General features: G+C 29.3%; 2 protein-coding genes. Both read left to right on the top strand.

Going from position 1 to position 1,377, the window contains the following annotated elements:
• Window positions 1-110: 110 nt before the first annotated feature.
• On the top strand, window positions 111-710 hold the full coding sequence (locus DIU01_RS07320; protein WP_290832994.1) for a DUF1684 domain-containing protein: 600 nt from the start codon (window positions 111-113) through the stop codon (window positions 708-710).
• Window positions 710-1,363 (top strand): TatD family hydrolase, encoded by a 654-nt coding sequence (locus DIU01_RS07315; protein WP_290832992.1) that lies wholly within the window; start codon window positions 710-712, stop codon window positions 1,361-1,363. The genes DIU01_RS07320 and DIU01_RS07315 overlap by 1 nt, the downstream gene beginning before the upstream one ends.
• Window positions 1,364-1,377 lie beyond the last annotated feature (14 nt).

The raw sequence follows: 1,377 nt of genomic DNA, 5'->3' as shown, positions 1-1,377 counted from the left end.
GATTTCCACTGCTATCTGGGCTAAACTGATCAGTAATGGTAAGAGATTATTTAAAATTCTGTGAAAATTTGTAAAATCTGTCTTTAATGAATTATTTTTGTAAAAAAAACATGAAAAAGTACTTTTCGTTGCTATTGATGATGAGTTTTATCACACTTCAAGCACAAGATAAAACTACAGAAACTTCAAAAGAATTTCAAGACAACCTTAATCTTGAGTATGCCGATAAAGCGAAAAGTCCGTTAATGGAAAAGGATTTAAAAACCTTTAGGTCATTAGATTTTTTTCCAATTAATGATAAATATATAATCGAAGCCAAGTTCATCAGAACTAAAAAAGAGAAAGTTTTTAAAATGAAAACTTCAACTTCTCGTCTTCCAGAATATATAAAATATGGCGAATTGCATTTCAAAATTGATGGAGTTGATTGCAAATTAAACGTTTATCAAAACATCGATTTAATTAAAAAACCAGGATTTGACGATTATTTATTTCTACCATTTTCAGATCTAACAAGTGGAAAACAAACCTACATTGGTGGACGTTATGTAGATTTAAGAATACAAAAAGGCACTAGTTGGAAAATTGATTTCAATAAAGCTTACAATCCATATTGTGCTTATAATTATGAATATTCTTGTCCGATTGTTCCTTTGGAAAATGATTTGAATATTGCCATTTTGGCTGGTGTAAAAAAGTTTCACGACTAATGAAATTCTTTAATTTACATACTCATAAATTCACTAATAACTCAGAAGTTTTAGAATTAGTTAATCAATATCCATGGGAATTTGATGCAACAATTCCGAACTATTCTATCGGAATTCATCCGTGGTACATTGATGAGAACCGATTAGAATCTGACCTAAAAATCACCGACGAAAAATTACATTTAAAAGAATGTTTAGCTTTAGGAGAATGCGGATTAGATAGGCGAATTGAAGTTCCAATGCAATTACAAATCGAAGTTTTCGAAAAACAAATTGCATTAGCAGAAAAATATCAAAAACCGTTAGTTTTGCATTTGGTTGCCGCTTTTCAAGAATTGATAGAAATTAAAAACCGTTTAAAAATCTCCGTTCCAATAATCATTCACGGATTTTCAAAGAACGAACAAGTTGCAAACGAATTAATTAAAAACGGATTTTATCTGTCGTTTGGAAAATATTTATTGAGAAATCCTGAATTAGAATCGGTTTTTAAATCCGTACCAAACGATAAATTTTTTCTAGAAACAGATACTATCGACGAAAGTCTTGAAGAAGTCTATCAACTAGCAGCAAAATATAAAAACATAAAAATAGAAGACGTGATAGAAATTGTAAATTCCAATTTCAAAACCGTTTTCAAATCCAATATCTAATATCAAAAATCTAA

This window comes from Flavobacterium sp. (genome assembly GCF_003525665.1).
Lineage (GTDB): Bacteria > Bacteroidota > Bacteroidia > Flavobacteriales > Flavobacteriaceae > Flavobacterium.
This window is presented reverse-complemented; position numbering and strand designations above follow the sequence as displayed.

What these genes read in the sequence shown, in the direction of transcription:
- DIU01_RS07315 (WP_290832992.1), top strand. Translation starts at nt 710, where the DNA reads ATGAAATTCTTTAATTTACATACTCATAAATTCACTAATAACTCAGAA.
- DIU01_RS07320 (WP_290832994.1), top strand. Translation starts at nt 111, where the DNA reads ATGAAAAAGTACTTTTCGTTGCTATTGATGATGAGTTTTATCACACTT.